Here is a 20,293-nt window from a genome sequence, read left to right as displayed (position 1 = left end):
GTGGAGCGAAGGTGTGGAGGTGTGCCGGTGAAATTCACCGGCACACCTCCACACCTGCCTAGAACTCGTCTTCGAGGGCGGTGATCTGGTCGACCCGGCGCTGATGGCGCCCGCCCTCGAACTCGGTGCCGAGGAACGTGGCCAGGATCTCCTCCGCTAGGCCGACTCCGACGACGCGGGCACCCATCGACAGCACGTTGGCGTCGTTGTGGGCCCGGGCCATGCGGGCGGTGTAGAGGTCGTTGCACAGCGCGGCGCGAACGCCGCGCACCTTGTTGGCCGCGAGCTGTTCGCCCTGACCGCTGCCGCCGAGCACGATGCCGAGTTCGGTCTCGCCGTCGCGCACGCTTCGGCCGACCGCCGCACAGAACGCCGGATAGTCGACGCTGGCGGTCGAGTCGGTGCCCAGGTCGACCACGTCGTGACCCTCGCCGGTCAACACGTCGATCAGGTGGGACTTGAGCTCGAAGCCGGCGTGGTCGGAGCCGATGGCGATGCGGGTCATGACCGCATCGTAGGACTACGGAGCGCGGCGCTGGACCGCCAGGGCGCTCAAGGCGGCGGCCGGGTGGGCCGAGGTGACCAGGTGTTCGCCGACCAGCACGGCGTGATAGCCGGCGTCGGCCAGCCGTCGTGCGTCTGCGGGGCCGGTCACCCCCGACTCGGCGATGGCGACAACGCCGTCGGGGATCGTCGCGGCCACCCGCACCGCACGGGCGGTGTCGACCTGAAACGTCACCAGGTCACGCTGGTTGACGCCGACGAGCGACGCCCCGGCTACCTCGACGGCGCGTTCGACCTCGGTCTCGTCGTGGGCCTCGACCAGCGCGGACAGGCCGACCTCGGTGGCCAGTGCTGCGAAGTCGGCCAGCTCGGCGTCGTCGAGCGCAGCAGCGATCAACAGCACGACGTCGGCCCCCATCAGCCGGGCATCGCACACGTCGGCCGGGGACACGGTGAAGTCCTTGCGCAGGATCGGGCCGGCGAAGCCCGACCGGGCGGCGGCCAGGTCGGCCGCCGAACCTCGAAAGAACGCCTCGTCGGTGAGCACCGACACCATCGCTGCGCCGGCTTCCCCGTAGGTGGCCGCCAAGCGCTTTGGGTCGAGGTTGGCGTGCAGCTCGCCCTTGGACGGGCTGGCCCGCTTCACCTCGGCGATCACCGCCAGCCGGTCGCCGGCGGTGAGGGCATCGGCGGCCGAAACGGTGGGCGCCATCGCCGTGGCCTGCTCGATCAGCCGGGAAAGCGAACGTGTGTCGTCGTCGGCGGCCCTTCGGTGCGCGGCGAGGATGTCGTCGAGGTAGGTGGCCACGTGGATCGTCCTGTCGTTCTGGTGAGCGGCGGGGTGCCTCAGCGGCGCGAGCCGGAATTCTCGGCCCGTGCGCCGGCCAGCATGGCCAACAACGGAACCAAAAGGAAAGCGACGCCGGCGAGGAAGCCGAAGACGACCGCCAGGCCGACCAACCGATCCTGGTGGGTGACGAAGCTGGTCAGCAGCGTGAGCACGGCGGCGAGGCCGAACCCGACCGGCACGAACTGCAGCAGCGGGTGGATGGCGGTGCCGGGCACGCCGGCGTCGGACTCCTCCCGCCAGCCGGTATCGTCGTCGTCGGGGTGCAGCGGTCGAAAGGGCCGCTGGGGTCGCGGCGGGGTGGCCGCACCGCTGCGTCCGGCGGAGAAACTGCCGCCCCCGCTGCTGGTGAGGGTGTCGTCGTAGTTGGCTCGCCGGTCCTCGTCGGAGAGCACCGCCCAGGCCGCGTTCAGCTCCCGCATCTTGGCCTCCCGCATCGCCCGCTCGGTTGGCGGTCCGACGTCGGGGTGGGACCTGCGCACCTGGGCCAGGTAGGCGCGACGCAGGGTGGTGGCGTCGTCGCCGGAGCGGGCGCCGATCGTCTCGTAAAGCGTCACCCCTCGATCGTACCGGCCGGTCCGGTCGCCACCCAGGCGCCGAGGGGTAGCGTGCGAGCTGGCAAGGCGACCTGAGGACGGAGTGAACTGAGTGTTCGTCAAGATCTGTGGCATCACCAACGAGGAGGACGCGCTGATGGCCGTGGCCCTGGGGGCCGACGCCCTGGGCTTCGTGTTCGCCCGGTCGTCCCGTCAGATCACCCCAGCAGCGGCCGCCGACATCATCAAGCGACTTCCCCCGGACATCCTGGCGGTGGGTGTGTTCCGGGACGAGGCCCCCGACCGTGTGGTCGACCTGGCCTTGCGGGCCGGATGCCGCGGCGTGCAACTGCACGGCCACGAGACCCCCGAGATGGCCGATCACATCCGGCCGAGCTTTCCGGTATTGATCGTCGCCATGGCGGCCGGGTCCTCGGCGCTGGGCCACTTCGATCGCTTCGGAGCCGACGCGCTGTTGCTCGACGGCCATGCCCCCGGTTCGGGCGAGGTGTTTGACTGGTCGCTCACCGAGGGCATGCCGTCCAACCGGCGGGTGATCCTGGCGGGCGGGCTGACCCCGGACAACGTGGCCGACGGCGTCTCGGTGGTACGGCCCTGGGGGGTGGACGTGTCGACCGGCGTGGAGCTGACGCCCGGTGTCAAAGACCCGCGCCTGGTGCGGGCGTTCATTCACGCCGCCCGCGATGCCGACGATCCTCTCGCCCGAGCCCAAGGCCCCGGCCCCTTCGACGGGTATGAGGACTAGGGCACCGATGACCTCCCGGGATGCGCTGGCCATCAGGATCGATCACACCCTGCTGACGCCGACAGCCTCGGCCGGCGAGGTCGAGGCCCTCGTCACCGAAGCCCTCGAGTTGGGGGTGGGGGCGGTATGTGTGTCGCCCTCGCGGGTGCGCCTGGTGACCGACCTCCTCGTCGGTGCGGGCGAGGCTCGACCGGCGGTCGCCTCAGTGGTGGGGTTCCCCTCCGGCGCCCACGTGGTGGCGATCAAGGCCGCCGAGGCGTCGGTGGCGGTGGCCGCCGGGGCCTCGGAGGTGGACGTCGTCGCCGACCTGGCTGCGGTCGCCGGGGGAGACCTTGAAGCCCTCGCTGTCGAAACCGAGGCCATCCGCGCTGCGATCGGTCCGGGGATCGTGCTCAAGGTGATCCTGGAGAGCGCCGCCATCCTGGCGCTCGGGGACCGGGGGAGTGGCCTGCTCACCGGCGCCTGTCGGACGGTCGCCGATGCCGGGGCCGACCTGGTGAAGACGTCGACCGGGTTTCATCCCGCCGGGGGAGCGACCACCGAGGCGGTGGCGCTGATGGCCGCTGCGGTCGCCGGTCGGGGATCGGGCTCGGTGGGGGTGAAGGCTTCGGGCGGCATCCGCAGCGCGGCCGACGCCTTGGCGATGGTCGACGCTGGTGCCACCCGTATCGGTGCCTCGGCCTCCCGGGCCATCCTTGAGGACCCCGTCTTCGCTTGAGACCCCCGGGGATCGATGCAGCGAGGAGGTCCCGGTCGCTGATACCGATTGACAAGGCGTCGTCGCGTCATTGTTGCTGACGTCGCAGCCAAATTCATCAGCCGCACGACATGCTCGCCCAGACCGGCACAAGATTTACTCACAGAGTGCACAAATCCGTGGTGTGATGACACCCCGGGGTCACCTGTTGAGTTCCCCCTTCAATATCGTCAAACTTCGGGATGCTCTCTACGCTTTGAAGGCGGACCCATGTTTGTTCGATTTCGAAATCTCCTTGCCCCGACCAGCGCCATGCTGGCGGCCGTGGGCCTCGCCGCTCTCTTAATTGCAGTCCCCGCCAGCGCCGCCCTGCGCAAATAACACGCGTGAAATCTGGTCGGCTTGCCGATCAGGGGAGCCACACAGTGTTCAAAGTCGCTGCGGTCGTGTTGGACGACCAGACCAGAGTCGAGCTGGAGGCGAGGGCGCGTTCCACGACGATGCCGGTCCGCGACGTGCAACGGGCCCGGATCATCTTGTTGTGTGCGGAGGGAGTGTCGATACGTCAGATCGTCCGGCCCGGTCGGCACCGGCGACGCGAGTTCGAGTACGGCCGTCACGGCACCGCGTCGTTGTTCGCCGCCATGGATGTGCATTCCGGTCAGGTCCTCGCGCAGCCGATCGACGTCAAGAACGACTCGATCAACTTCTGTGGGTTCCTGACCGAGATCGACCGGGTCGTGGACCCGAACCTGGAGATCCATGTGGTGTTGGACAACGGGTCGTCGCACCGTTCGAAGTACACTACCGCCTGGTTCGAAGCGCACCCCCGTTGGGTGGTGCACTTCACCCCGCCCCTGCCGGCTTCGGCGGCCGGGATCGCCGAGACGCCCGCCGCCGTCTGTCGCGACGGCGCCGCATGGAGCCGGCCGACCGTCCAACCCAGCGTGTGCGTTCGATCGTCGCCGGTGCGAAATTCGTTCCTGGGCTTCAAGGGATCATTCTTCGACACGGTGGCGAAGGGCGTGCATCGTGTCGTTCTTCGCCGATCCCATGGGCGAACGAACGCGGCGGTCGGGTAGAACTGTCGTCGGCGACTCCGTCGTCGAGCCCAACCGACGACGAGGAGTCCCGACACAGATGAGCGAACGACTACTGGTGATCGGTGGTGACGCCGCCGGGATGTCGGCTGCGTCCCGCGCTAAGCGACGGAAGCCGTCCCTCGACGTGGTGGCCTTCGAGCGGGGCGAGCACACGAGTTTCGCGGCCTGCGGCATTCCCTACGTGCTCGGCGGCGACGTCGACTCGATCGAGGACCTGGTCGCCCGCACGCCGGCGGAACACGCCGAGCACGGCATCGACGTGAAGATGGCCACCGAGGCGACCGAGATCGACATCAACGGTGCCCGGGTCAAAGTGCGCGAGCTGGAGACCGGGGCCGAGCGGTGGGAGGGTTACGACCAGTTGATGATCGGCACCGGCGCCACCCCGGTGCGCCCGCCGATCGACGGCATCGATGCCCCCCACGTGTACGGGGTGCAGCACCTGGATGCTGTGCCGCCGCTGCTCGCCGAGGCCGAGCGGGCCGAGGGCTGCCGGGTGGCCCTGATCGGTGCCGGGTACATCGGCGTCGAGCTGGCCGAGGCCTTCGCCAACCGGGGCGCCAAGGTGACGATGCTCGAGGCCGGCGACCAGGCCATCCTGCGGCTGCCCGCCGACCTGGCCGAGGACCTGCGCGCCGGCATCGAGGGCATCGGGGTCGAGCTCCGCACCGGCGCCGGCGTCAACACGATCGAAACCGACCGGGTGACGACCGACGACGGCGAGTATCCCGCCGACCTGGTCGTGCTCGGCCTCGGCGTGGCGCCGAACACCGACCTGGCCGTGCGGGCCGGATTGGAGACGGGCCCGAAGGACGGCATCGTCACCGACGACCGCCAACAAACCAGTGCCGAGGCCATCTTCGCCGCCGGCGACTGTTGCGTGGCCCGGCACCGCATCTCGGGCGAGCTGGCCTACGTGCCGTTGGGGACCACCGCCAACCGGCAGGGGCGGGTGGCGGGCACCAACCTGGGCGGCGGCGATGCCCGCTTCCCCGGCATCCTCGGCACGGCGGTGCTGAAGCTGTGCGGGGTGGAGATCGGGATGACCGGCCTCAACCTGGACGAGGCGATCGATGCCGGCTTCGACGCAGTCGCCACGACGATCACCTCGTCGACGACCGCCGGCTACTACCCGACCGCCGAGCAGGTGCGGGTGAACATGGTGGCCGAGCGGGGCACGGGCCGGCTGCTCGGCTGTTTCATCGTGGGGGGAGCCGGTTCGGCCAAGCGCATCGACACTGCGGCGACGGCGCTGTGGAACGAGATGACCGCCGAGCAGCTGGCCGACGTCGACCTCAGCTACGCCCCGCCGTTCTCGCCGGTGTTCGATCCGATCACGATCGCCGCCCGCGTGTTGGGCGAGAAGCTGTAGCCGAAACCGGCCCGGCCTCAGGGTGGGCGAGGGTGGATCGCAGCGCCACCTTGTCGATCTTTCCGGTGGCGTTCTGGGGCAGCGCAGCGACCAGCGCGATCCGTTTGGGCACCTTGAACGGAGCCATCGAGTTGCGGACGTAGGCGCGCAGCTCGTCGACGTCGGCGCTGCGACCGGGATGGGGCACGACGACGGCGGTCACCACCTCGCCCCAGCGGGCATCGGGGGTACCGACCACTGCCACCGCCTTCACCGCCGGGTGGGTCGCCAACACCAGCTCCACCTCGCGGGCCGACACGTTCTCACCGCCGGAGATCACCAGGTCTTTGAGCCGGTCGGTCACCCACAGCCGCCCGTCAGTATCGAGACGGCCCAGGTCGCCGGTGCGGAGCCAGCCGTCGGCGCCGAACGTGTCGGCGGACGCCTGGGGGCGGTTCCAATAGCCGGCGGCCACCTGCGGACCGGCCAGCTCGATCTGGCCGGCCTCGCCGGAGGCGACCTCAGTTGTTGCGTCCGGCTCGAGAGCCGCCGCCCGACCGGTGGGTGGCTCAGAGCCGGGGATCGGCGTGACACGAACGCGGGTGAGCGGGCCGGGGAAGCCGGCCGCCGACAGCAGGTGTGCTGTGCCGCCGAGGGCGCTGCGGTGGGCGGCGGCGTCGAGGAACACGGCGTTGCCCGAGGCCTCGGTCATGCCGTAGCCGCCGGAGAACTCGCACCCGAGACGGACCGACGCCTCGGTGAGCAGCTCGGGGGTGATCGCCGAGGCGCCGTACCCGACCGCCCGCAGGGTTCCCGCCGGCACCGAGGCGGTTGCGGGATCGTCGAGCAGCATCGCCAGCATGGTGGGCGCCAGGCTGGCCATCGTGGCGCCCCAGCGGCGGGTGAGGTCCCAGAACAGGCCGGCCTCGAAGCGCTCGGCCAGCACGACCGGGCGACGGGCCAGGTGCAGCGCCAACACGTTGTGGGCCGACACGTGACACAGCGGGAACGGGTACAGGTAGGTGTCGGTTGCGCCGACCGGGCGGCCGAACAGGGCGGTGGTGGCCCCGGCGAGCAGCGAGGCGTGGGTGAGCACGACGCCCTTGGGTGTGCCGGTGGTGCCCGAGGTGTGGATGATCCAGGCCGGGTCGTGCGGCGAGCGCGGCGGCCCGGCGGTGACCGACGGGCGGTAGCCGGGCCCGACACCCGTGGGGACCTCGACGAGCAGGTCGTCGATCTGCGGCAGATCCCAGCGGATGGGGCTGGAGCCTTGCGCGTTGAGGCGGGCGATCACCGGGTCGACCAGGTCGTCGGGGCCGATCACCAGGGCGACGTCGATGTCGTCGAGCACCTCGGCGATCTCGGCGGGGTGCAGGCGCTGGTTGGGCAGCGACAGCACCCGCCCGGCCCGAGGCACGGCGCTGAGCGCCAGGGCCACCGTCGGGTGGTTGTGGGCCAGCACCGCCACCCGGGCACCGGGGGCGACCTCGGTGCTCACTCGCGCGGCCAGCGCCAGCGAGGCCCGGTTCCACTCGGCGAACGTCCAGCCGGCGTCCCCGTAGGCGAGGGCCATCGTGTGGGGCGCATGGCGCGCTGCGGCGTCGAGCTCGTCGCCCAGCAGCACGGTCAGGCCCGCTCGGGCGCCGGGCCGGCGGGTCGGGAGTGGTCCCAGTCGGCCAGCAGCGTGCGCAGCGCCGTCAGCAGGCTGAGCGGCTGGTCGAGCATCAGGTGATGGCCGGCCTCGGGGATTTCGACCACCGGTGCCCGGCGGCCCAGTCGCTCGTACATGTAGGCGCCGATGTCGGGGGTGACCAGACCGTCCTCGGCCCGAAACAGCGCCACCCGGCAGCTCACCTGATCGAGCAGGTCCCGGGGCGCGGAGCGGGGCGGCACGAAGATCTCCGGGTCGAACTTCCACGTCCAACCGGCCAGGGTGACCGATCCGGCGTCGGCGCCTGAGTCGTCGGGGTGGAACGGGACGAGCGAGTGGCGGGCCACCCAGTCGAGCACCTCGGGCACGTAGTGGGCCTGTTCGGGCACGGTACGGAACCGGGCGACCGCATCCTCGTAGTCGTCGTACACCTTGCGGTTGGCGAACAGCTTGCCCACCCGGGAGGCCTCGACCTCGGGGTCGGGCCGGGACACCGGCGAGTCGAGGATGACGATGCCGGTCAGCTCGTCGCCGTGCCGGGCGGCGGTGGCGATCGAGACGAACCCGCCCATCGAGTGCCCGACAACGACCGGCTTGGGCGCCATGTCGGCGTCGTTGGCCACCGCCATCACCTCGTCGCACCAGGCGTCGAGGGTGTATTCGTCACGCCGGGCCGAGTCGCCGTGCCCGGACAGGTCGATGGCGGCCACCCGGTGATCGTCGGCCAGGAGCGGCACCAGAAAGCTCCACCAGTGAGCGTGGGCGGCGCCGCCGTGCACGAACACCAGGCCGGGCGCACCCGGCGGGCCCCAGGCCAGGTAGTGGATGTCCGCCCCGCCGGAGGAGACCCGGTGTTCGGTGGGAAGCGAGGTGGTGGCCCGTTCGAACCAGCGGGGCAGCGAGTCGGTCGTCACCCGCCCGACGATAGGGCGTGGCCGGCGCGCGCTGGGGCCCGAACCTCAGGGCTCGAAGGGGCCCCGGCCAAGTTGGTCGCGCACGGTGACGACGTCGGGGTTGGTCAGATGTCGGCGCTGCCAGTTGGCGCCGTCGACCACCAGGGAGTGGCCGGAGATGAAACGCCCGTACGGCGATGCCAGAAACGTGGCTGCCCACCCCAGCTCGCGGGGCTCACCAAGGCGCAGCGCGGGCTGGCTGCGGGCCCGGGCCTGGTTGCGGTCGAGGTTGGTACGGATGTCGGCGGTCATGTCCTCGTGGGGCATCAGGCCAGGAACCAGGCCGTTCACCTGGATGCCGTAGGGGCCCCATTCGACGGCGAGGGTCTCGACCAGGTTCTTCACCCCGGCCTTGGCGGCCGAGGAGTGGGCGAAGCCGGGGCCGCCGGTCCAGGCATACGACGCGCCGACGCAGACGATCGACCCCGGGGTGCCGGCGGCCAGGTGACGCCGACCGAACTCTCGGGAGCACAGGTAGGTGCCGTTGAGGGTGATGTCGACCACCGTGCGCCAGGCGTTGGGCGACAGGTCCTCGGCGGGGGAGGGGAAGTTGGCCGCCGCGTTGTTGACGAGCACGTCGGGCAGGCCGAACGCGTCGGTGGCCGCTTCGAAAGCGGCGCTCACCGCGTCGGCGTCGCGAATGTCGCAGCGGACAGTGAGCACCCGCCCGCCGAGCGGACCGAGGGCGGCCTCGGCGGCGGCGAGGTGATCGGGGTTGCGGCTGGCGACGACCAGGTCGGCACCGAGGCGGGCGAACTCGGCGGCGATGGCGGCGCCCAGGCCGGTGCCGCCGCCGGTGACGAACACGACCGAACCGTCGTAGGTGCCCGCCGGCAGCGCGGCGGCGCCCAGCGGGGGAGGTGTAGGGAGGCCGGACGGCATCTCGTTGGACGGCACGGCTCAGCTCCCGGTGTAGCGGGGCTGGCGGCCTTCGGCCCTGGCGGCGCGGAACTCGGCGAAGTCGTCGGATCGGTTGACGTAGGTCTGGCCGATCAACTCGTCCTCCATCGAGGCCCGCACCTGGGGTTCCGACATGCGGCCGATCACGCGCCGGGCCAGCTTCACGGTTGCCGCCGGGGCGGCGGCGATCCGCTCGGCCATCTCCCGGGCGGTGTCATCGAGTGCCTCGGGGGCGACCACGCGCGACACGATGCCGTGGGCCAGCGCCTCCTCGGCTTCGAGCACGCGCCCGGTGAGCACCAGGTCGCTTACCAGCCCGGGGCCGCAGATCTGAAACAGGCGGGCCACCCCGCCGGTGTCGGGGATCACCCCGTGGCCCACCTCGGGCAGCATGAACCGCGCCCCGGTGGCTGCGATCCGGATGTCGCACAGTAGCGCCCGCTGAAACGACCCACCCAGGGTCCAGCCGTGGCAGGCCACGATGACCGGGGCGTCCAGGTCGAAGAGCTGCTGGATGCCCCGATGGCCCCGGGTCATCAGCTCGTGGTGGCTCATCGAAGTTTGGTTGACGCCGATGGCGCTGACGTCGCGACCAGACGAGAACGACTTGCCGGTGCCCCGCCAGATGACCGCCCGTACGTCGGGGCGGCTGCGCAGCTCACCGAGGATCTCGAACAGCGCCAGGTCCATGTCGTCGTCGAAGGCGTTGTGCTTGTCCGGACGGTCGTTCGTGATCACGGCGATCGGGCCGTCGATGTCCAGTCGGACGTTGCTCATGAGGCATCCTCTTCGGGTTCGGTGCGGTAGTGGTAGCGGTAGGCCTCGGTGAACCCAAGCTTCCCGTAGACGCTGCGGCCGGTCTTGTTGGACTCCTCCACCTGCAGGTAGGCCAGCCGGCAGCCGGCCCGGGTGCCCCAGGCGGCCAGCTCGGAGAGCACGGCGGCTGCCAGCCCCCGCCGCCGCCGAGCGGTTCGGGTCCACATCGAGAACACCCCCAGCCATGGGCCGTCGACGATGCCGGCACCGACCGCCTGGGTCTCGACGTCACCCTCCGGGTTGTCGTCGGGCTCCAGGGCGGCGGCAAATCGCCGGCGTCCCAGGGCGAGCGGTGCGCCAGGTTTTGGAAGGTCGCGCTGCAAGGTCCCCAGCCCGGGCTCGACGATCGGTGAGCGTTCGGCGGCGCCGTACATGATCGCCAGGTCCGCCTCGGCGGTGTCGCCGGCGAGGTCGTCGAAGCCGACCAACCACGATGGAAACGGCCGATGGTGCGACACCAGCGGAACCTTGGCCCGACGTTCGCAGCGGTTGCGGATCTCGCGCAGGTCGCCCACCATGACCACGGTGGGCGCCTCGATCTGCCAACCCCGTTCGGCCAGCGCTTCATCCAGACCCTCGGGGTCGCTGAGCGGCGAGACGATCACCCGGGCGGGCAGTTCGAGTTGGGCGTAGCGCTCCCGCACGATGCGCAGGGCGTCGTCGATCTCGAGGCCGGGGAGGCCGTGCGTGTCGACCGAGTTGGCCCGCCGTCGGCCGCCGCCGGCAACGCGCATGCTCCAGCCGCCCAGCGCCTCGATCGGGACCTTGGCGAACGCCCGCCCGGCCACATCGCTCAGCTGCTCCACCTCGGCGGGGCTGGCGGGTGAGGGAACGTGGACCTCCGGTCGCACGGTGGCCAGCTTCAGCTGACCGATGCCCCGCACCTCACGGGCGAGGCGCAACGGAGACCAGGCGAACCCGGTGGTGCTGCCCGGTTCGGAGGGCAGCTTGGCCGCCTCATCCGCGTCCGTGTCGCCCGTCGCGCCCTCGGCGGCATCGTCCGGCTCGGGTTCGGGGGCCAGGTCGGCGGGTGCCAGCACCGTGCCCGGGTTGGCGAGGGAGGCCAGGCGGTGGGCCAGGTTGACCGCCGGGCCGATCAGATCGCCGTCCTGGTCGATCGCCGGTCCGGAGGCAAACCCGGCACGAAGCGTGGTGAGCGATTCGTCGACGTCGCACAGGTCGATCAGGCGCCAGGCGATGGCGGCGGCACACTCGACGTTGGGGGCGGCAAACATCACCTCGTCGCCGATCATCTTGATGACGCGTCCCCCCAGCGCCGAGACCGTGTCGTAGGCCAGGTCGTCGAAGCGATCCATGGCCGCCGCCAGCTCGGCCTCGTTCAGCTGCTCGGTCAGCTCGGTGAACTCGACCAGGTCGGCGAATCCGACCACCGCCGTGTGGGTGTCGGCCTCCTCGGTCCCCACCGCCAGCACGGCGCGCTGGGCGGCGGAGGCCAGGTGTCGGCGCCAGACCAGGCCCAGGGTCTGGTCGAGCATCGGCAGGGTGATCTTGACCGCGTCCACCAGCTGGGCCAGGTCCAGGTCGTCGATCGTCGACCCTTCGGCGCTCAGGCGGCCCTCGACGGTCAGCGCCTCGACGAAGGCGGCCACGGCGGCCGATGACACCCGGGCCATCGATGAGCCGAGCACCCGGTTGAGCGCCAGCTGTCGTTCCAGGTCGATGGCACCCGCATCGATGGCGGTCTTGATCACCTCGACGATCGCCAGGTCGTCCTCGGAGAACGCCGCCTCGCCAGATGGAAGGTCGGGAAACCCCAGGGACCGTCGCATGCGGAGCAGGATCGGGGCCGGGACTTCGGTCTTGGCGGCGAACTGTTCGACGGTCCAACGGGGCGGATGGATGCCCAGCATCGACGTGACCAGCTGGGCCATCGCTTCGGGATGCTCGGCGGCCGCATCGGCGGCGCGACCGTGCAGCCGGCGGCCGGCCTCGGGCACCGGAACCGGGGGCAGCCTGGGCAGGGCCTCGCCGGCGGCCGGTGCCACCGGGCCGGGGTCCGCCAAGACGATCCGGGGTTCCGTTCCGCCGGGGCCGATCGCGTCGTCGTCGCTGGTCGAAGGAGTGCTGATGGTTCCTATCTTGGACGCTGCGGGGTGGTGCGCGCAGCCGTTTGGGCGAGCGCCACCCGTTTTCACGGCCGGGCCGTCCATACGGTGGTCCTCAATCGCCGGCCCGATCCCGGCGGTCGAGCACGGAACTACGGTGCGGGGGTGGCCAAGCTCCGCTTCTTCTTCGGCACGATGGGCTCGGGCAAGAGCACCCAGGCGCTCCAGATCCACCACAACCTTCGGTCCCGCAGGCTGACCGGGGTGCTCGCCACCAAGCTGGACCGGTCCGGTGGGCAGGTGTCATCGCGGCTGGGGGTGGCCGCCGAGGCGCTGGAGGTGACCGACACGATGAACCTGGTCGAACTTCTGGCCCCCGACGCGCCCGGCCCGGATGCCGCCGCCGCTCGCCGTCAGGCCGCCGGCCCGGTGACCTATGTGGTCGCCGACGAGGCTCAGTTCTACGCCGAGGCCCAGGTGGAACAGCTTGCCGAACTGGTCGACCTTCACGGCGTGGAGGTCTATGCCTTTGGATTGTTGACCAGCTTTCAGGGTCGCCTGTTTCCGGCGACGGCGCGGTGGCTGGAGCTGGCCGATGAGCGTTCCGAGCTGCAGGTTGAGGCCCGGTGCTGGTGCGGGTCGCGGGCCACCCACAATGCCCGGCTCATCGACGGAGCCCAGACCTTCGATGGTGACCTGCTCGTCGTCGGCGACACCCCGCCATCGGGGCCCGACCCCCAGACCGCCATGGAGCTCGACGAGCGACGGGTGACCTATGAGCTGTTGTGTCGGGCCCATTGGGCGGCGCGTCAACCAACCCCCGAGAGCGCCGGCCACACGGCCGCCGAAGGCGAGCAGACATGACCGAACCGCAGGCGTCCACCGAGCACCCGAACCCATGGCGCCCCGGCCCTCCCGACCCCTGGGATGCCCACGCCGCATGGTGGCAGGACGAGTTCACCGAGGGTGCGGACCCGGAGTACGTCGAGCAGATCCTGCCGCTGATCGCCTCCCGGCTGCCCGCCGAGGGCCGGGTGCTCGACGTCGGCTGCGGCGAGGGCCAGGTGACCCGCCTGGCGGTGGAGCACGGCCTGTGCGCGGTTGGCCTGGACCCGGCGGGTGCCCAGATCGACGAGGCGGAACGACGCCGCCGTGCGGGAGCGGGCGACGTGCCCGCACGCGCCGCCTACGCGCGGGGCAGCCTGCTCGACCTGCCGGTCGGTGACGCCACGGTCGACTTCGTCGTGGCATCGCTGGTCTTCGAACACGTCGGCGACTACCGGCGGGGCCTGGCCGAGGCCGCCCGGGTGCTCGTGCCGGGGGGCCGGTTCTTATTGTTGTTAAATCACCCGCTGCTCCAGACCCCCGACTCGGGTTGGATCGACGACCACGTGCTCGACCCGCCCGAGCAGTACTGGCGCATCGGGCCGTACCTGAGCGAGGTCATCAACGTCGAGGAGGTGCAGCCCGGGATCCACATCACGTTCCACCATCGGCCGCTGTCGTCGTATCTCAACTCGGCGATTTCCGTTGGGCTCAGCCTGGATCGCATGGACGAGCCGGCGCCGCCGCCCGGGTTTATCGCTCGCGCCCCCGAATACGCCGAGGTGGTGGAGATCCCCCGCCTGATGGCGCTGCAGTTCACGCGCACGTCGTCACTCCACTCAATCGGGCAACCGCCGCCCGACCAGGCGCAGTAGCGTGGCCGCCGTGGCACAGTTCGTGGTCGTCGCAGGCATGTCGGGCGCGGGGCGAACCCAGGTCGGGCACATCCTCGAGGACCTGGGCTGGTTCGTGATCGACAACCTGCCGCCGTCGCTGGTGCCCAAAGTGGCGGAGCTTGCCCAGGTGCCGGGCAGCGACCTCGACCGCATCGCGCTGGTCGTGGGCCCCACCGCTGAGAAGGCCCGTCTGCTCGATGCGGTCGCCGGGCTTCGCTCCCACGGCGCCGACGTCCAATTGATGTTTCTCGAAGCCGACACCGAGACGCTGGTCCGTCGCTACGAGAGCACCCGGAGGCGACACCCGCAGGGCACCGACGGCGGGCTGCACGAGGCGATCGAGGCCGAGCGGGCCGAGCTGAACCCGGTCAAGGACGCCTCGGACGCGGTGATCGACACGACCGGGCTGAGCGTGCACGACCTGCGCCGCCGCCTGGGAGACGGCTACGCCCCCGAGCAGGGCGAGCCCAGGGTGCTGGTCAGCGTGGAGTCCTTCGCCTACCCGAAGGGCGTGCCCAACGACGCCGACCTGGTCGTCGACTGCCGGTTTCTTCCCAACCCCCACTGGAACGAGGAGCTGCGCGAGCACGACGGCCGGGAGAGTTCCGTGCAGCAGTGGCTCACCGAACAGCCGATCACCGACGTGGCCTACGAGCAGCTGCGTGCCTTCCTGGCCACCGCCATCCCCGGCTATCTGCATGAGGGCCGGGCCTACCTCAACCTGGCCCTCGGGTGCACCGGCGGCAAGCACCGCTCGGTGGCGATGGCCGAGCGCTTCGCCGGCTGGTTGCGCAGCGAGGGCTACACCGTCCGGCTCCGCCACCGAGAACTGGACGGTTGATCGTGACCTGGGACCGCGACCTCTGCGGAGCGCCGGTCGCCATGGGAGCGGGGTAGCTCCAATGGCCTGCAACGTGGTGGCGATCGGTGGAGGGCACGGCCTGTCTGCGACCCTCCGGGCCGTCCGGCGCTACGCGGATGACATCTGCGGCGTTGTGACCGTCGGCGATGACGGGGGTTCCACCGGCCGTCTGCGACGGGCGGGCTGGGACGTGGTGCCCGGCGACCTGCGCAAGAGCCTGGTCGCCCTCGCCCCGCCGGAATCGTTGCTGGCCGCCGGGTTGGAGCACCGCTTCGAGGCCGGCGAGGTGGCGGGCCACACTGCCGGCAACCTGTTGCTCGGTGCGATGATGCGCGAGTGCGGCGGCGACCTGATCGCTGTGCTCGACGCGTTGGGCGAGGCCCTCGGCACGGTGGGCCGGGTGCTGCCGGCTGCGGTCAATCCGGTGACCCTGCTCGGCGAGACCTCGGAGGGCTGGGTGCGGGGCCAGGTCGAGGTGGCCTCGACGACCAACCTGGTGCGGTTGGGCTTCGAACCGGCGGATCCGATGGTGCCCGGCGACGCGGTCGACGCCATCGTCGCGGCCGACCAGGTGATCCTCGGACCCGGCAGCCTGTACACCTCGGTGTTGGCGGCGGCGGCCGTGCCCGGCATCCGTCGAGCCGTCGCCCGCTCGACCGCACAGGTCGTCTATGTGGCCAACCTGGCCGCCCAGGAGCCCGAGAGCGAGGGATATGACGTCTCCGATCACGTTGCCGCGCTCGCCGTGCACGGGCTTACCCCCGACGCCGTGCTCTACGACCCGGACCGCTTGGCAGGCGTCGACGGGGTGAGCACCGCGGTGGGCGAGCAACTGACCGAGGCCAACCCGTGGGTCCACGATGCCGAGCGCTTGGCCGAGGCCCTCGCCGGGCTGGCCGGCGTCCCGCTTTGGTCCGAACGGGAGCAGGCCGCAAACGACTGAACTGGCGGCGGCGGCGCTGATCTGGTGCCATAGGCGGGAGGTCGAACCCGTCACCCGACCTTTTCGAGCGGCGAGATCGCCGCCCGACCACTCCGGCACGGCGCCGGGGCACACACCTTCGACGAGGGGATACACATGACAGTTCGAGTAGGCATCAATGGATTCGGGCGCATCGGAAGGAACTTCTTCCGGGCCGCCAAGGCGTCGGGCGCCGACATCGATTTCGTGGCCGTCAACGACCTGGGGTCGCTCGACATCATGGCCGGGCTGCTCCAGCGCGACTCGGTGCACGGCCGCTACCCCGGCACCGTCTCGGTGACCGACGACGGTCTCGACGTCGACGGCGACGTCCTGAAGGTGCTGTCGACCCGCAACCCGGCCGAGCTGCCGTGGGGCGACCTCGGCGTCGACGTCGTGATCGAGTCGACCGGCTTCTTCGCCACCCGTGAGGCTGCCGCAGCCCACCTGGAGGGCGGCGCCCCCCGGGTGATCGTCTCGGCCCCGGCCAGCGGCGCCGACGCCACGTTCGTGGTTGGCGTCAACGACGACACCTATGACCCGGCCAAGCACACGGTCGTGTCCAACGCCAGCTGCACCACCAACTGCTTCGTGCCGATGGTGAAGGTGCTCGACGACGCCTTTGGTGTCGAGCACGGACTGATGACGACCACCCACGCCTACACCGGAGACCAGTCGGTGGTCGACGGCCCCCACTCCGACCCCCGCCGCGCCCGCGCCGCTGCGGTCAACATCATCCCCACCTCCACCGGCGCTGCCCGGGCGACCGGCCTAGTGCTGTCCGCCATGGAGGGCAAGCTGGACGGAACCTCGCTGCGGGTGCCGATCCCCACCGGCTCAGTCACCGACTTCGTTGCCGTCGTTGGCCGCGAGGTCACCGTTGACGAGGTCAATGCCGCGTTCGAGGCGGCCGCCACCGACGGACGGATGTCCAAGGTGCTCGACTACTCCACCGAGCCGCTGGTGTCCTCCGACATCGTCGGCACCGCAGCCAGCTGCACGTTTGACTCCGGCCTGACGATGACCCAGGGCAGCCTGGTGAAGGTGCTTGGCTGGTACGACAACGAGTGGGGCTACTCCAACCGGCTCGTCGACCTGGCCGCCATCGTCGGCGCAGCGGGCTGAGCCGACGTGCTTTTCGGCGTCCCGGTTCTTGAGGATCTCCCCTCGGTCGACGGCCGTTCCGTCTTGGTGCGCTGCGACTTCAACGTGCCGCTGCGCGACGGTGAGATCGCCGATGACCACCGCATCCGTGCGGCGTTGCCCACCCTGGAGTGGTTGACGTCGCGCGGGGCCAAGGTGACCGCGGTGACCCACCTGGGACGCCCGAAAGGCACGCCCGACCCGGCCTTCGACGTGGCGCCGGTGCGCCGCCGCCTGGCCGAGTTGGCGCCAGGGGTGACGCTCGGGGAGAACCTGCGGTTTTCCCCGGGGGAGACCGCCAACGATCCCGACTTCGTCGACGAGTTGATGGCGGGGCACGACCTGTACGTCAACGACGCGTTCGGGGCGTCGCACCGCGCGCACGCCTCGATCGTCGGGCCCCCCAGCCGGGTGCCGTCGGCGGCCGGGCTGCTGCTCGCCCGCGAGGTGGAGGTGTTGCTCGGCCTGCGCAGCCATCCACGCCGTCCGTTCGTGGCGATCACCGGTGGCGCCAAGGTGTCGGACAAGCTCGGGGTCATCCGGGCGCTGCTGGGCGTGGCCGATCAGATCCTGATCGGCGGCGGCATGTGTTTCACGTTCTTCGCTGCGCTCGGCCACTCGGTCGGATCGTCCCTGCTCGAGCCGGACCGCATCGACGATTGCAAGGCCTTGCTCGACGAGTTCGGCGACCGGCTGGTGCTGCCCTCCGACGTGGTGGCCATGGGCCCCGGGGGCAAGATCGGTGACCCAGAGGCCGGCGGTGAGGTGCGCAACATGGGCCGTTCGGTGCCCGATGGCTGGATGGGCCTCGATATCGGTCCCGGCTCGGCCGCCGAGTTTGCCGACCACGTGCTCGAAGCGTCCACCGTGTTGTGGAACGGCCCGATGGGGGTCTTCGAGGACCCCCGCTTCGAGGCGGGCACCCGTTCGGTCGCCCAAGCGGTGGCCGACTGCCGGGGCTTCACCGTCATCGGCGGGGGCGACTCCGCAGCGGCGATCGCCCAGTTCGGTTTTGAGGATCAGGTCGATCACATCTCCACCGGCGGCGGCGCCAGCCTGGAACTGATCGAGCGGGGCGACCTGCCCGGCGTCGAAGCCTTGCGGCGGGCACCCAACGCCGTCGAGGCAGACGAGTCCGACGAGTTCAACGAGTAGCGAACAGCGATTGAGAAAGAAGGACGCACGATGACCGAGCGCACGCCACTGATCAGCGGCAACTGGAAGATGCACCACAACCACTTCGAGGCCATCCAGGTGACCCAGAAGCTGCACTACCGGTTGGGTGAACACGATTACTCCAAGGTGGGCGTGTCGATCCACCCGCCGTTCACCGACATCCGTTCGGTGCAGACGGTGATCGGTGCCGACAGGATGAAGATCCTGCTCGGCGCCCAGAACTGCCACGCCGAGGAGAAGGGTGCGTTCACCGGCGAGGTGTCGGCTCCGATGCTGGCCAAGCTGGAGGTCAGCCTGGTGATCGTCGGGCACAGCGAGCGCCGTCAGCTCTTCGGCGAGACCGACGAGGTGGTCAACGCCAAGGTGAAGGCGGTGCTGGCCGCCGGCATGACCCCGATCCTGTGCTGCGGCGAGACGCTCGAAGAGCGGGAGGCCGGCGAGGCCGAGACCAAGGTGGCCACCCAGGTGCGCGCCGGTTTGGACGGGGTGGCCGCCGATGCGGTGGCGTCGATGGTGATCGCATACGAGCCGATCTGGGCGATCGGCACCGGGCGCACCGCCACGTCCGAGGATGCCCAGGCCATGTGCGCCACGGTGCGCTCGGTCGTCGGCGAGACGGCTGGAGCGGCTGCCGCCGACGGTGTCCGCATCCAGTACGGCGGGTCGGTGAAGCCAGGCAACATCGCCGAGCTGATGGGCCAAGCCGACATCGACGGCGCCCTCGTCGGCGGGGCCAGCCTCGACCCCGACGACTTCGCGTCGATCTGCTCCTACCAGGATTGAGCACGGCTGAGCACGGCTGAGCACGGCTGAGCACGGCCACCACCCGGCTGCGCAACGCCACCACCCGCAACTCGGGAGCCCAGAGCGCGCTCTGGCGGTGCTGTGCGGCTCCCGGGTTGGCAGCGTGGCGAGTTCGTGTCGGGTCGTCGGGGCGCTAGCATCGACGGTCGCGCAGCTCGCTTCAACGTCTTTGAGGCCCATGCCCGGCCGCATCAAATCGTCCCCTCGGAGTTTCCATGCAAATCCTTGCCACCATCACCCAGGTGCTGTTGTCCCTGGGCCTGATCGTCTTGGTGCTGGTGCACTCGGGTAAAGGCGGCGGCCTCTCCGACATGTTCGGTGGGGGCATGGGCTCGGCGGCCGCCGGATCGACGGTGATGGAGAAGAACCTCGACCGCATCACCGTCGTGCTGGCGGTGGCGTTTACGTTCAACACGCTGATCCTCGCCTTCATCATGAACACCTGAGCGGCAGGCCCCCGGGTAGCGCATGTGCGTCCCCCTCGGTGGTCTCCCGTAGTATGGGGGCTGTGATGGCAACCCGGATCGAGCGTCGCCTGCGGGCGAACCAGGAGAAACTCCGCCAGTTCCACGAGGATCTGTCGGTCGTGTCGGAGCAGCTGCAGGCGGTGAACGAGGTGGCCGATGATGCCGAGCTGCGCTCGATCGTGTCGGAGACGCCGCTGGCCGACTCGGAGGCCGACGACGCGGTTCGTCAGCGGGACGCACTCGCACGGGAGCGCGATCATCTCGTCGGACGCATCGCCAAGCTGGAGGGCGAACAGGATCGGCTGCTCGAGGACCTGACCGAACGTCAGTACAGGCGTTGACCGGTGACGCGGTGAGCGCCCGGATCCTGATCGCCGAGGATGAGGTCATCATCCGGATGGATCTGGCCGAGATGCTGGTGGCCGAGGGCTACGACGTGATCGAGCAGGTGGGACGCGGCGACCTGGCGGTCGAACGCACCCGGGAGCTGGCGCCCGACCTGTGCATACTCGACGTCAAGATGCCTGGACTCGACGGCCTGGCCGCAGCCCGCATCGTGGTCGAGGAGGATCTGGCGGCCGTCGTGATCCTCACCTCGTTCTCGCAGCGGGAGCTGATCGGCGAGGCGGTCGACGTCGGCGTGGGGGCCTACGTCGTCAAGCCGTTCCAGGCCAGCGACCTGGTGCCGGCGATCGAGGTGGCGCTGGCCGGGCGGGCCCAGCTGCAGGCGCTGGCGGGCCGTGCCGATGAGGCCGAACAGCGACTTGAGCAACGCAAGGTGATCGATCGGGCCAAGGGGACCCTGATGGACGCCTACGGCATGGGCGAGCATGAGGCGTTCCGCTTCCTGCAGACGACGGCGATGTCGGCCCGTTCGACGATGGCCGAGGTGGCCACCCGCATCGTCGATGGAACGCTGCGCCCGAACGCCGACGCGAGCACCGACTGAGCGAACGGCTTCGGGCGTTC

22 protein-coding genes are annotated in these 20,293 nt (G+C 70.4%); 14 read left to right on the top strand and 8 right to left on the bottom strand.

Translation table 11 applies throughout. From position 1 onward, the window contains the following. Positions 1 to 58: 58 nt before the first annotated feature. From rpiB to PKD89_RS16960, 3 genes are read right to left on the bottom strand one after another with little or no spacing between them, the layout of a single operon-like run. The gene (gene rpiB, locus PKD89_RS16970) at positions 59 to 505 is read right to left on the bottom strand and encodes a ribose 5-phosphate isomerase B (RefSeq protein WP_287393567.1); all 447 of its coding nucleotides are present in this window, start codon (positions 503 to 505) and stop codon (positions 59 to 61) included. A gap of 15 nt (positions 506 to 520) precedes the next feature. Beyond that, on the bottom strand, positions 521 to 1,312 hold the full coding sequence (locus tag PKD89_RS16965) for an indole-3-glycerol phosphate synthase TrpC (protein WP_289011085.1): 792 nt from the start codon (positions 1,310 to 1,312) through the stop codon (positions 521 to 523). Positions 1,313 to 1,350: 38 nt separating this feature from the next. Continuing rightward, positions 1,351 to 1,908 carry a J domain-containing protein gene (locus PKD89_RS16960; RefSeq protein WP_289011086.1) on the bottom strand — a complete coding sequence of 186 codons (558 nt, stop codon included), beginning with the start codon at positions 1,906 to 1,908 and terminating at the stop codon, positions 1,351 to 1,353. Positions 1,909 to 1,999: 91 nt separating this feature from the next. Here PKD89_RS16960 and PKD89_RS16955 point away from each other — a divergent pair, with 91 nt between their 5' ends. From PKD89_RS16955 to PKD89_RS16940, 4 genes are all read left to right on the top strand, one after another. Beyond that, positions 2,000 to 2,653: a phosphoribosylanthranilate isomerase gene (locus PKD89_RS16955; RefSeq protein ID WP_289011087.1), complete on the top strand. Its 654-nt coding sequence runs from the start codon at positions 2,000 to 2,002 to the stop codon at positions 2,651 to 2,653. Between the two features lie 7 nt (positions 2,654 to 2,660). Further along, positions 2,661 to 3,371 carry a deoxyribose-phosphate aldolase gene (deoC, locus tag PKD89_RS16950; protein ID WP_289011088.1) on the top strand — a complete coding sequence of 237 codons (711 nt, stop codon included), beginning with the start codon at positions 2,661 to 2,663 and terminating at the stop codon, positions 3,369 to 3,371. A gap of 404 nt (positions 3,372 to 3,775) precedes the next feature. Then, complete coding sequence (locus PKD89_RS16945) at positions 3,776 to 4,432, top strand: transposase (RefSeq protein WP_289011089.1); 657 nt, start codon at positions 3,776 to 3,778, stop codon at positions 4,430 to 4,432. Positions 4,433 to 4,490: 58 nt separating this feature from the next. Next, positions 4,491 to 5,825, top strand: coding sequence for an FAD-dependent oxidoreductase (locus PKD89_RS16940; RefSeq protein WP_287393578.1), 1,335 nt, complete (start codon positions 4,491 to 4,493; stop codon positions 5,823 to 5,825). Here the strand turns inward: PKD89_RS16940 and PKD89_RS16935 are convergent. From PKD89_RS16935 to PKD89_RS16915, 5 genes are read right to left on the bottom strand one after another with little or no spacing between them, the layout of a single operon-like run. After that, the gene (locus PKD89_RS16935) at positions 5,788 to 7,428 is read right to left on the bottom strand and encodes a class I adenylate-forming enzyme family protein (protein WP_289011090.1); all 1,641 of its coding nucleotides are present in this window, start codon (positions 7,426 to 7,428) and stop codon (positions 5,788 to 5,790) included. The genes PKD89_RS16940 and PKD89_RS16935 overlap by 38 nt on opposite strands. A gap of 2 nt (positions 7,429 to 7,430) precedes the next feature. Then, complete coding sequence (locus tag PKD89_RS16930; RefSeq protein ID WP_289011091.1) at positions 7,431 to 8,369, bottom strand: alpha/beta fold hydrolase; 939 nt, start codon at positions 8,367 to 8,369, stop codon at positions 7,431 to 7,433. A 45-nt stretch (positions 8,370 to 8,414) separates the two neighbouring features. Continuing rightward, a complete protein-coding gene (locus tag PKD89_RS16925) occupies positions 8,415 to 9,290 on the bottom strand; it encodes an SDR family oxidoreductase (RefSeq protein ID WP_349257375.1) in 876 nt (291 codons plus the stop codon). Between the two features lie 18 nt (positions 9,291 to 9,308). Beyond that, positions 9,309 to 10,085, bottom strand: coding sequence for an enoyl-CoA hydratase/isomerase family protein (locus tag PKD89_RS16920; protein ID WP_287393585.1), 777 nt, complete (start codon positions 10,083 to 10,085; stop codon positions 9,309 to 9,311). Beyond that, positions 10,082 to 12,130, bottom strand: a complete 2,049-nt coding sequence (locus PKD89_RS16915; RefSeq protein WP_289011093.1) for a GNAT family N-acetyltransferase — start codon at positions 12,128 to 12,130, stop codon at positions 10,082 to 10,084. Before PKD89_RS16915 ends, PKD89_RS16920 begins: the two co-directional genes overlap by 4 nt. 225 nt (positions 12,131 to 12,355) lie before the next feature. On the opposite strand from PKD89_RS16915, the gene PKD89_RS16910 reads away from it, so the two are divergent. From PKD89_RS16910 to PKD89_RS16865, 10 genes are all read left to right on the top strand, one after another. Next, the gene (locus tag PKD89_RS16910; protein ID WP_287374973.1) at positions 12,356 to 13,054 is read left to right on the top strand and encodes a thymidine kinase; all 699 of its coding nucleotides are present in this window, start codon (positions 12,356 to 12,358) and stop codon (positions 13,052 to 13,054) included. Further along, positions 13,051 to 13,890: a class I SAM-dependent methyltransferase gene (locus tag PKD89_RS16905; protein ID WP_289011094.1), complete on the top strand. Its 840-nt coding sequence runs from the start codon at positions 13,051 to 13,053 to the stop codon at positions 13,888 to 13,890. The genes PKD89_RS16910 and PKD89_RS16905 overlap by 4 nt, the downstream gene beginning before the upstream one ends. 10 nt (positions 13,891 to 13,900) lie before the next feature. Next, positions 13,901 to 14,752 carry an RNase adapter RapZ gene (gene rapZ / locus PKD89_RS16900; RefSeq protein WP_287393593.1) on the top strand — a complete coding sequence of 284 codons (852 nt, stop codon included), beginning with the start codon at positions 13,901 to 13,903 and terminating at the stop codon, positions 14,750 to 14,752. Positions 14,753 to 14,813: 61 nt separating this feature from the next. Continuing rightward, on the top strand, positions 14,814 to 15,716 hold the full coding sequence (locus PKD89_RS16895) for a uridine diphosphate-N-acetylglucosamine-binding protein YvcK (protein ID WP_287374965.1): 903 nt from the start codon (positions 14,814 to 14,816) through the stop codon (positions 15,714 to 15,716). Positions 15,717 to 15,851: 135 nt separating this feature from the next. Next, positions 15,852 to 16,859: a type I glyceraldehyde-3-phosphate dehydrogenase gene (gene gap, locus PKD89_RS16890; protein ID WP_287374963.1), complete on the top strand. Its 1,008-nt coding sequence runs from the start codon at positions 15,852 to 15,854 to the stop codon at positions 16,857 to 16,859. 6 nt (positions 16,860 to 16,865) lie between these two features. Next, entirely contained in the window at positions 16,866 to 18,032 is a 1,167-nt protein-coding gene (locus tag PKD89_RS16885) for a phosphoglycerate kinase (RefSeq protein WP_287393597.1), read from the top strand. 30 nt (positions 18,033 to 18,062) lie between these two features. Beyond that, entirely contained in the window at positions 18,063 to 18,836 is a 774-nt protein-coding gene (gene tpiA, locus PKD89_RS16880; RefSeq protein WP_287374957.1) for a triose-phosphate isomerase, read from the top strand. 236 nt (positions 18,837 to 19,072) lie between these two features. Then, on the top strand, positions 19,073 to 19,303 hold the full coding sequence (gene secG / locus PKD89_RS16875; RefSeq protein WP_287374954.1) for a preprotein translocase subunit SecG: 231 nt from the start codon (positions 19,073 to 19,075) through the stop codon (positions 19,301 to 19,303). A gap of 65 nt (positions 19,304 to 19,368) precedes the next feature. Then, positions 19,369 to 19,665 (top strand): hypothetical protein, encoded by a 297-nt coding sequence (locus tag PKD89_RS16870; protein ID WP_287374952.1) that lies wholly within the window; start codon positions 19,369 to 19,371, stop codon positions 19,663 to 19,665. A gap of 11 nt (positions 19,666 to 19,676) precedes the next feature. Then, the gene (locus tag PKD89_RS16865) at positions 19,677 to 20,273 is read left to right on the top strand and encodes an ANTAR domain-containing response regulator (RefSeq protein WP_287374949.1); all 597 of its coding nucleotides are present in this window, start codon (positions 19,677 to 19,679) and stop codon (positions 20,271 to 20,273) included. The last annotated feature ends 20 nt before the right edge of the window (positions 20,274 to 20,293 follow it).

The organism is Candidatus Neomicrothrix sp., assembly GCF_035329545.1.
GTDB lineage: Bacteria > Actinomycetota > Acidimicrobiia > Acidimicrobiales > Microtrichaceae > Microthrix > Microthrix subdominans.
Note: the sequence above shows the minus strand (reverse complement) of the source record. Positions and strands in the feature narration are given on the sequence as shown.

What these genes read in the sequence shown, in the direction of transcription:
- deoC (WP_289011088.1), top strand. Translation starts at nt 2,661, where the DNA reads ATGACCTCCCGGGATGCGCTGGCCATCAGGATCGATCACACCCTGCTG.
- PKD89_RS16940 (WP_287393578.1), top strand. Translation starts at nt 4,491, where the DNA reads ATGAGCGAACGACTACTGGTGATCGGTGGTGACGCCGCCGGGATGTCG.
- gap (WP_287374963.1), top strand. Translation starts at nt 15,852, where the DNA reads ATGACAGTTCGAGTAGGCATCAATGGATTCGGGCGCATCGGAAGGAAC.
- secG (WP_287374954.1), top strand. Translation starts at nt 19,073, where the DNA reads ATGCAAATCCTTGCCACCATCACCCAGGTGCTGTTGTCCCTGGGCCTG.
- PKD89_RS16870 (WP_287374952.1), top strand. Translation starts at nt 19,369, where the DNA reads ATGGCAACCCGGATCGAGCGTCGCCTGCGGGCGAACCAGGAGAAACTC.
- tpiA (WP_287374957.1), top strand. Translation starts at nt 18,063, where the DNA reads ATGACCGAGCGCACGCCACTGATCAGCGGCAACTGGAAGATGCACCAC.
- PKD89_RS16925 (WP_349257375.1), bottom strand. Translation starts at nt 9,290, where the DNA reads ATGCCGTCCGGCCTCCCTACACCTCCCCCGCTGGGCGCCGCCGCGCTG.
- rpiB (WP_287393567.1), bottom strand. Translation starts at nt 505, where the DNA reads ATGACCCGCATCGCCATCGGCTCCGACCACGCCGGCTTCGAGCTCAAG.
- PKD89_RS16905 (WP_289011094.1), top strand. Translation starts at nt 13,051, where the DNA reads ATGACCGAACCGCAGGCGTCCACCGAGCACCCGAACCCATGGCGCCCC.
- PKD89_RS16895 (WP_287374965.1), top strand. Translation starts at nt 14,814, where the DNA reads ATGGCCTGCAACGTGGTGGCGATCGGTGGAGGGCACGGCCTGTCTGCG.
- PKD89_RS16920 (WP_287393585.1), bottom strand. Translation starts at nt 10,085, where the DNA reads ATGAGCAACGTCCGACTGGACATCGACGGCCCGATCGCCGTGATCACG.